The sequence below is a fragment of the Jidongwangia harbinensis genome, from assembly GCF_020216025.1.
Lineage (GTDB): Bacteria > Actinomycetota > Actinomycetes > Mycobacteriales > Micromonosporaceae > Actinoplanes > Actinoplanes harbinensis.
In genome coordinates this window covers 146801-155476 of record NZ_JAIWNC010000026.1, presented here as the reverse complement: position 1 = coordinate 155476, position 8676 = coordinate 146801, and the positions used below count along the sequence as shown (strand labels likewise).

Sequence of the window (8676 nt, the reverse complement as noted above, 5' to 3'; positions counted from 1 at the left end):
CGGCGATGCCGTAACCAGGACGCCCAGTCCGCCGCCGACGGCAGGTACTGCTGGCCGTACCTCTCGAACCGGCCAACCTCCCGCGACACCGTCGACGGCGCCCGCCCTAAACACCGCGCGATCTGCCCGACCGACTCACCCGCCGCCCGCCCTAACCCGATCCGTTCCCGCTCCAACGCCGACAATCTCCCTGCCACAACCCACTCCTACCTGCAGAAACGTGGGTGTTGCATCCAAACCTTGAAATCGCCTAGGCGACCACGGGTCCACAACTTCGACAAACCGCCCGCCCGACGCGCACCTCCAGCGGGCAGCAATTCCACGCCACGAACCGACACGCCCTGCACCCGGTGCAGAATCCGGCGCGCCACGTGACCACCCGCGCCTGCCGTGGGGAGCTGGGGTGCTGTGCGCGCCGGGAATCGACACGCGCCCGTGGCCCGTGCGTGGTGTGGGGAGCTGGGGTGCTGTGCGTGCCGGGATTCGACACGCGCCCGTGGCCCGCGCCTGCCGTGGGGAGGTGGGGTGCGGTGCGTGCCGGGATTCGACACGCGCCCGTGGCCCGCGCCTGCCGTGGGGAGGTGGGGTGCGGTGCGTGCCGGGAATCGACACGCGCCCGTGGCCCGCGCCTGCCGTGGGGAGGTGGGGTGCGGTGCGTGCCGGGAATCGACACGCGCCCGTGGCCCGTGCGTGGTGTGGGGAGCTGGGGTGCTCTGCGTGTCGCGAATCGACACGGTCTCAGCGCCCCACGTGTGGGGAGGTGCGGCGCACGTCGCACCCCAGAGCCACACGCGCCACGGGCCGGCAACCCCCGGAGAGCGGACACCCGGACGATCGGAGCAACCAGGTTCTCCCGGACACCGAATGTCGCAGAGCGCGGCGGCCCGAGGTGGCAGGTGACACACCCCGGACCCCTGCCCCGAAGCTCCGAACCACTCCAGAAACACGCCCGAAATGAGGCGGTTGCCCGCGCGACCGAACCGGACATGGCCACCGTTGAGCGCCGGTCCGGCCACAGAACAGCGAAGGTTCGCCGGCCCCGCCGAACGGACGGGCGACCGCCGACTGTGCGTACGGATGATCCAAGATCTCGTCGGACCATCCGTAGGGGGCCTTGCGGGCCAACGGACCCCCCGCACGGATGATGACTCTCGGTGACGGCTGACCGACGATCGACATGGGCAGTCATCTCCCGGCCTGCCTTGTCCCGCGGACCACACACCTGGGGTGCATGGCATGTCATCGGATCAGCCGAACTCGTCGCCCGTCGCCGTCGGAATCCTCGGCACCGGGTCGTACCTTCCGGCCCGTGAAGTCACGAATGCCGAGCTTGCGACGCTGGTAAAGGACGCCGACCCGGAGTGGATCACGCGCAAGACGATGATCGAGGCGCGTCGTTTCGCGGCGCCGGAGGAAGCTGCTTCGGACCTCGCGGCGAAGGCCGCGGCGGGTGCCCTGGAGCGGGCCGGCATCACCGCCGCGGACCTGGACTACCTGATCGTCTCCACCTCGACCGGTGACGCTCCGCAACCGCCGACCTCGAGCATCGTGCAGGATCTGATCGGCGCCGAGCGGGCCGCGTGCTTCGACATCAACGTCGTCTGTGCCGGGTTCGTCTTTGGTCTGGCGCTGGCCCGCAGCCTGGTGACGGTGCAGCCGGGAGCCAAGGTCCTGGTGATCGCGTCCGATGTGTACTCCCGGATCCTCGACTTCGACGACCGCCGCACCGCCGTGCTGTTCGGTGACGGCGCGGGTGCCGCGGTGGTCGGCGCGGTGCCGGAGGGCTACGGCATCGTGGCGACCGAGCTGGTCAGCCGCGGCGCCGCGCACCGGCTCATCCGGGTCGACGCCGGCGGCAGCCGGTTGCCGGCGTCCGCGGAGACGGTCGCCAACGGCGACCACTTCTTCAAGATGGATGGGCGCGGGGTACGCAGCTTCGTCGCCGAACACGTGCCGCCGGTACTCGCCGGCATGCTGGAGCGCGCCGGGCTGCACGCCAAGGACATCGACCACTTCGTCCCGCACCAGGCCAACGGCGTGATGCTGCAGGAACTGGTGGACTCGACCCAGCTGGACGGCGCCACCACACACCTGACACTGGACCGCTTCGGCAACGTGGGCAGCGCCTCGGTGCCGGTGACCCTGGACGCCGCGGCCCGTTCCGGCGCCCTCGCCGACGGCGACCTGGTGCTGCTGGCCGGCTTCGGCGGCGGCATGGCGGTCGGCGCGTCCGTGCTGCGCTGGCACGGCTAGTCGACGCCGGCGCGGCCGGTCGATCCACACGACGCGCGCCTCGGTGGTACACCAGCGTGGTTATCAGGTGCTCGTAGCAACGCTGGTGTACCACTGGAGCGCTCCACTGGAACACCAGCGTCGAACACCAGCGTCGAAACACCAGCGCCGGTCACGCCGCGAAGCGGAACGCCCGGCGTTCACTTCGGCTGGATCAGCCACTCCCACGCCCGGCGCAGGCCGCCGCCGGTCTTGTCGTCGTCCGCCGCCCGGGCCGCCGCGTCCTCGCTCGGCTCGGGCAGCTGGTCGGCCGGCTGGGACACGATGACGCCGTGCGCGTAGATGCCGTCGACCTGGTCGCCGGTGGCGAACCGGTGGCCCTGGCCGGTCTTGATGATCAGCCCGTGGAAGACGTCCTGCGCGTCGTCGGCGAGCACGTGTGCCACGGTGCCGACGGTGCTGCCGGAGCGGTCGTAGACCGGGGTGCCGTCTTCGAGTACGAGGAACGACTGCGGTTCTCCGAGATCCGTCATGGGATGGGGTTTACCCCGGGCCGCGCGGCCGTACACGAGGTGTCAGTCGCCCGGGGGCAGGACCGCCACTTCGCGGTAGAAGCGGTCGATCTGCCGTACCGTCGCTTCGAAGTCGTCGAGGTTGAACGGCTTCGTCACGTACGCGTTGGCCCGGTGCTGGTAGCTGGAGGTGATGTCCGGTTCGGCGCCCGACGTGGTGAGGATGACCACCGGGATGGCCTTGAGCCGTTCGTCGCTCTTGATCGCGGCCAGCGTTTCGCGCCCGTCCATCCGCGGCATGTTGAGATCCAGCAGGATGAGGTCCGGCCGGTGCGCCGCCTCGTACGGGGCGGCGCGGGTCAGGTAGTCGAGCGCCTCGCGGCCGTCGGCGACCCGGCTCACCACGGTGGTGGTCTCCGAGTTCTCCAGCGCCTCCTCGATCATCAGTGCGTCGGCGTCGTCGTCATCGACGATCAGGATCTGGAGACTGCGCACCACGGGGCTCCCTCTATTTGCAGTGGAGCAAGCATAGGCCCGTGGCCCGGGTCAGGGCAGCAGGGGCAGCCGGTGGACCAGCTTGTCGATCCGGTTGCGCGGCCCGACCAGGCTCACCGCGTGGTACGCGAGGTCCGCACCGCCGGTCTCCTCGACCCGTTGCCGGTAGTCGTCGTACACCCGGGTGGCCTGCGCGGCGACCGGCATGTCGGCGACGTACACGCCCAGCGAGCCGGCGGCCCGCTCCCGTAGTGCGGCCAGGCGCTCGGCGGGTGCGCTCAGCACGGCGCAGCCGGCCCACGGCAGTCCGGGGTGGACGGCGCCGTCGGCGTCCTTGGCGTCCGGGCCGAGCAGGCCGCCGACCGACACGGACGTGGCCGCGGCGACGCAGACCGCGGCGTTGACCGCGCGGCCGGGCGGCAGTGCCTCGTCCACCACGATCACCCACTTGAGCCGCGCGGACCGGGTCGGTTCATCGGTGCGGATCTCGTCGGGCTCGAAACGTACCTGATGTGATGCGCTCATGAGCAGAAACGCTAGGCACTTCGGCGGATGCAGAGCAAGCAATCCGTATTTAATCCGGCTAGGGTGCGGTCATGGCGCATCTCGACGAACTTGATACGGCGCTCCTGCGGGAACTGCAGCAGGATGCACGGCGCACCAACCGGGACATCGCCGCCGCGGTGGGCGTCTCGCCGACCACCGCGCTGGACCGCACCCGGGCGCTGCGTGAGCGGGGCGTGATCCGGGGCGCGAGCCTCAACGTCGATCTGGCCGCGATCGGCCGTCCGGTCCAGGCGCTCATCGCGGTGCGGATCCGGCCGCCGTCGCGGCGCAACATCGAGGCGTTCCGCAACTGGGCCGCGGCGCTGCCGGACACGCTCGGGGTCTTCGTCACCACCGGGACCGAGGACTTCCTCATCCACGTCGCGGTGCCGGACAACGAGAGCCTGTACGCGTTCGTCATCGACCGGCTCACCGAGCACGCCCACGTGGCCGACGTGCGCACGTCGGTGGTGTACGAGCACCTGCGCAACGACCGGATCCGCCCGGTGACCGGGTGAGTGGCGCCACATCGGTGGGGCCGAAAGTGCCGGATCGCTGCACGTTGGCGCCGGATGCCGGCCGGGACCGGGTCCGGGCGGGACAACGCGGCTCCGACCTTCTACGACTGAGGCATGGACCGGTCCGCGGACGGCAAGCGGTGGTGGGTCCGGCTCGGTACCGGCCGGCTCGCCACTCCGGCGTTCGTGGCGGTCGCCGTGGCGGCGGTGTACCTGTGGCCGTTGGGCAGCGACGACCTGCGGACGGCCACCCCGCGGAGCCTCGACTACGCGGCCGCGATGGCCGAGGCCGGGCGGGCGGCGGACGCGGACCGCGGCAACGCCGCGGTGCTGCCGGCCTGCCGCAGCCAGGTGTTCAGCCACGGTACGCGCACCGCGAAGGCCGTCCTCCTGCTGCACGGCTACACCGGGTGCCCGAGGCAGATGTCCGGTCTGGCCCGGCGGTTCTTCGAGCGCGGCTACAACGTGTACGTCCCGCGGGCACCCCGGCACGGCGAGTCCGATCCGGGCGCGCACCGGGCGAACGACGCCGGTGAGTTGGTCGCCCATGCCAGCGCCGGCCTCGACGTGGCGGCCGGACTCGGCGCCGAGGTCGGGGTGGCCGGCCATTCCGGCGGCGGGGTCCTGGCCACCTGGCTCGCCCAGTACCGCACGGACGCGGTACGGCACGCCCTGGTCATGGCCCCGTTCTTCGCGCCGCACCCGGACCGGGCGGCGGCGTACCAGATCCGGCCGGTGACCGTCCTGTACGGGCTGCGCTGGCTGCCGGACCGGCGGGTGGCCGGCTCCGACGTCACGTACGCGGGCCTCGGGCAGTATCTGCGGATCACCGCGAACCTGCGGGACGAGCCGCGCAACGCACACCTGGCGAGCGTCGCGGTGGTCACCGCCGACGGTGACGAGGTGGTGGACCCGGCCCGGGCGGTGGCGGTCACCCAGCGCCTGAGCCGGGCGAACGACCTGAGCCTGCGGCGGCTCACGCTGCCCGGCGGGATCGGCACGGGGCACGACTTCGTGGACGGGTCCGCCCTCGGCGCCGCCGAGCTGCTGCCGCTCTTCGTCGACCTGTACGAGGGACGCCCGGCCACCCTGGGTTGACTAGGGTCGGCGGGGTGGAGATCAGGGAAGCGACCGCCGCGGACTGGCCGAGGATCTATCCGTTCTGGCGGCGCATCGTCGAGGCGGGGGAGACGTACGCCTTCCCGGAGGGACTCGGGCCGGACGAGGCGGAGCCGTGGTGGATGGAGCAGCCGCCCGGCCGCACCGTGGTGGCGGTGGACGACGGCGAGGTGCTCGGCTCGGCGAAGATGGGACCGAACCGGCCCGGCCGTGGCGCGCACATCGCCACCGCCAGTTTCATGGTGGACCGGCCCGGGCGCGGCGTGGGACGCGCCCTCGGGACGTACGTCATCGGGTGGGCGCGGGCCGGTGGGTACCACGGGATCCAGTTCAACGCCGTGGTGGAGACGAACGCGGTGGCCGTACACCTGTGGCGGTCTCTGGGTTTTCAGATCCTGGCCACGGTGCCGGAGGCGTTCCGGCACCCGGTGCACGGCCTGGTCGGGCTGCACGTGATGTATCAGAAGCTGTGACGGACAGCGCGCGGCCGGCGGGGGCGGCCGGCCGCGCGCTCTCCGAGAACTACCGGGCCGCCGCCATGATCAGGGCGGCCGGGTCGGTGCAGACCAGCTCCAGGGCGCGGGCCACCATCTGCGGGTCGTACGTGGTCGCGTGGAATGTGGCCTCCAGGTGGAGCACCCCGCCCATCTCCGACGTGGTCAGCGTGATGCCCTCCGGACCGTTCAGCGTCGGCACGCTCAGGTTGACCCGGCCCGCGGAGTCGATCGCCCACGGCAGGTCGGCGAGCGTGTCGTGGCGGCCCTGGTTGCTGAACGTCAGCCGGGGCCGCGGCTCGGCCGGTGCCTCGGTCGGGTACGGGTCCGGCATGCCGGGCGCGCCGGTCACCGACAGCTTCAGCTCGCGCAGCAGCATCATGGTGAGCATGCCGCCGGTGGCCAGTTCCGCCTTGAGCGTGGTGTGGATCGCCGCCGGGTCGGTCAGGTTGCCCGGGGCGAGCCACGGCCCGAAGCAGAAGTTGCTGCCCACGGTGACGTCCTTGCCGAGGTAGCGGCGGGCGTCGGCGAGGAACGTGGCGCCCGATTCGTCGGGCCGGAAACCCAGCTCGCGGAGCGCGGCGGTGAACGCGGCGAAGGTGATCGCCGAGGTGGTCACGCCGGGCGCGTTGCCGTCCCGCCAGACCCGCATCTTGCCCAGTACGTCGGCCGAGCGGGCGCTCACCACGGTCAGCCCGGCCGTCCACGGCCGCAGCTCACCGGTCTCGACGTGCGGGGTACGGGCCATCTTCAGCGCGTCCCGCCACCGGCCCGGCGACCGGCCGAACTGGTTCCACCACGCCTTCGGCAGCGCGAACACCCGGGGCATCGCCTCGATCCGGGCGGCCCGTTCGTCGGCGGCCGCGCGGACGAGTTCGCGCAGCAGCGTGTTGACCGGACCGGCGTCGCCGTACGCGTGCGCCACCTTCATCGCCACGTACCCGCCGCCGACCAGGATCCGCACCGGGTGGTGCGCCCGCGGCTCGGCCTGCAACTGCCGGGTCATCGCGTCGACGTCCACCGGGCCGTCGCCCAGGTCGGTGACCGCGTCCTGGACGTACGCGCCGAACGTCGGCCGGTCCATGTGCAGCCAGCGGCCGCCGGAGCGGTCCAGCCGGGACACCGCGCGGTGCGTCGGGTCGGCCTCGTGCAGGCCGATCAGCGCGTTGCGCAGGCGCTGGGCGGTGACGCCGGTCAGCGGGCCGACGGTACGGATGTACTCCAGCGGCAGCCAGGCGCGTTCGTGCAGGGTCAGCTTGGTGGCGGACATGGTTCCCTTCGGGGTCTCGGCGGACTGACGGGACGGCAGTACCACCCGCAGCACGGTCGGCGCGACCAGCACCATCTCCAGGGCCATCACCGCGACCACCCAGCCGACCAGGTCGGTGAGGTCGCCGTGGGTGCCGCCGTACCAGGCGGCGACGAGCTCGGCGATCCCGGCGAACACCGAGAAGATGCCGGCGCCGCGGACCGTGCCCTGCACCCGGGAGATGGCCAGGAAGAAGTGGTGGAAGACGAACGGGAGGTAGCTGAGCGACAGGATCGCCAGCGCGGTCGAGGCCGTGTCGGCGTACGCCTCGCCGAAGATCGACATGATCGGCCGGGCGAAGACGCCGGTGAACACGGCCACCGGCAGGCCCACCACCAGGCAGATCAGCAGGCCCATCCGGACCTTGGAGCGCAGCGCCGCCCGGTCGCCGCTGGCCACCGCGAACAGCGTGAGCGCCACGTTGCCCGGCACCATGGCGAGGAACGAGGTGACCATGAACGCGGTGTAGAACGCCGCGTTCGCCTCGGCCGACAGCACCGCGGTCACGACCAGCGGGAGCGCCGCCCGGGGCAGGTAGGTGGCCAGGTTGAGCAGGTTGTGGTCGAACGTGGCCTGGCCCCGGCCGCGCAGCAGGGACAGCCGTGGGCGGACCGAGTCGATCATGCCGCGGCGGCGCAGCGCCCGGCCGAGGATGGCCACCGACAGCACCATCCCGGCGATCCAGGTGAGCAGCAGGTGGCCGCCGGTCAGCGTGAACGGCAGCAGCGCCAGGCCGCCCAGCAGCGCCAGCTTGATGACCGAGAACCAGGCGTTGCGCATCAGCTGCATCGGCCCGGCGAGCAGGCCCACCAGCGCCTCGTCGAGCACCAGCGTCATGGCGTTCAGCGCGATGCCGAAGACCAGCAGCACGGTGGCCGCGGTGCTGCCCAGCGCGTTCTGCAGTCCCGGTATGGCCAGGTGGGCCAGCGCCACGTACACCAGGCCGCCCACCGTGGCCGCGCTGCCGGCCACCAGCAGGCAGGTGGAGATGAGTTCCCATTTCCGGCCGACCAGCCGGGGCAGGTCGGCGATCAGCATGGTGCCCATGCCGAACATGCCGATCGTGCCGATCAGCGTCATCGCCGACACCGCGGCGGATGCCTGGCCCACGGCCTCGGTGGGTGCGGTACGCGCGGCGAGCCACCAGTACGCGAAGCCGAACAGCGACGTGATGGCCGTGGTGGCCATCAGTGAGCCGGCGTTCAGGAACAGGTCCACGTGACCCTTGAGCTTCGCCAGGATTCCGGTACGGGCGGGCGCCGGTCCTCGCTCGCCGCTCTGTGGCATCGCCTCGGTCGCGGTCACACGTACCCCCCATTGATCGGACCATCAAAAGGTAGTAACGCGCCGTATTCGGGCGGTAGGGCGGAGGGTCCGAGATGCGCTCACCTTCCGGGGTGCCGGGACCGCGTCCGGACGGGCCGGGGCACCCGTTCGGCCTATCCCTGATG

General features: G+C 71.7%; 9 protein-coding genes. 4 read left to right on the top strand and 5 right to left on the bottom strand.

The window, feature by feature from the left end:
• Positions 1-197: helix-turn-helix domain-containing protein (locus LDL48_RS28985; protein ID WP_372472214.1), on the bottom strand; the 197-nt coding region annotated here is incomplete at its 3' end.
• Between the two features lie 1039 nt (positions 198-1236).
• Here LDL48_RS28985 and LDL48_RS28980 point away from each other — a divergent pair.
• On the top strand, positions 1237-2253 hold the full coding sequence (locus LDL48_RS28980) for a 3-oxoacyl-ACP synthase III family protein (protein ID WP_225258399.1): 1017 nt from the start codon (positions 1237-1239) through the stop codon (positions 2251-2253).
• Between the two features lie 179 nt (positions 2254-2432).
• On the opposite strand, the gene LDL48_RS28975 is transcribed toward LDL48_RS28980, so the two are convergent.
• Genes LDL48_RS28975 through LDL48_RS28965 form a run of 3 tightly spaced genes read right to left on the bottom strand, consistent with a single transcriptional unit; the run spans position 2433 to position 3764 of the window.
• Complete coding sequence (locus LDL48_RS28975) at positions 2433-2765, bottom strand: PRC-barrel domain-containing protein (RefSeq protein WP_225258398.1); 333 nt, start codon at positions 2763-2765, stop codon at positions 2433-2435.
• Positions 2766-2807: 42 nt separating this feature from the next.
• Positions 2808-3239: a response regulator gene (locus tag LDL48_RS28970; protein ID WP_225258397.1), complete on the bottom strand. Its 432-nt coding sequence runs from the start codon at positions 3237-3239 to the stop codon at positions 2808-2810.
• Between the two features lie 51 nt (positions 3240-3290).
• Positions 3291-3764 (bottom strand): DUF2000 domain-containing protein, encoded by a 474-nt coding sequence (locus LDL48_RS28965; protein WP_225258396.1) that lies wholly within the window; start codon positions 3762-3764, stop codon positions 3291-3293.
• A 71-nt stretch (positions 3765-3835) separates the two neighbouring features.
• On the opposite strand from LDL48_RS28965, the gene LDL48_RS28960 reads away from it, so the two are divergent.
• The 3 genes from LDL48_RS28960 (at position 3836) to LDL48_RS28950 (ending at position 5895) form a co-directional block, all read left to right on the top strand.
• Positions 3836-4303 carry an Lrp/AsnC family transcriptional regulator gene (locus LDL48_RS28960; protein WP_225258395.1) on the top strand — a complete coding sequence of 156 codons (468 nt, stop codon included), beginning with the start codon at positions 3836-3838 and terminating at the stop codon, positions 4301-4303.
• A gap of 114 nt (positions 4304-4417) precedes the next feature.
• Positions 4418-5401, top strand: coding sequence for an alpha/beta hydrolase (locus LDL48_RS28955; RefSeq protein WP_225258394.1), 984 nt, complete (start codon positions 4418-4420; stop codon positions 5399-5401).
• 14 nt (positions 5402-5415) lie between these two features.
• The gene (locus LDL48_RS28950; RefSeq protein WP_225258393.1) at positions 5416-5895 is read left to right on the top strand and encodes a GNAT family N-acetyltransferase; all 480 of its coding nucleotides are present in this window, start codon (positions 5416-5418) and stop codon (positions 5893-5895) included.
• Between the two features lie 49 nt (positions 5896-5944).
• Here the strand turns inward: LDL48_RS28950 and LDL48_RS28945 are convergent, their stop codons facing one another.
• Complete coding sequence (locus tag LDL48_RS28945) at positions 5945-8530, bottom strand: lipopolysaccharide biosynthesis protein (protein WP_225258392.1); 2586 nt, start codon at positions 8528-8530, stop codon at positions 5945-5947.
• Between the last annotated feature and the right edge of the window lie 146 nt (positions 8531-8676).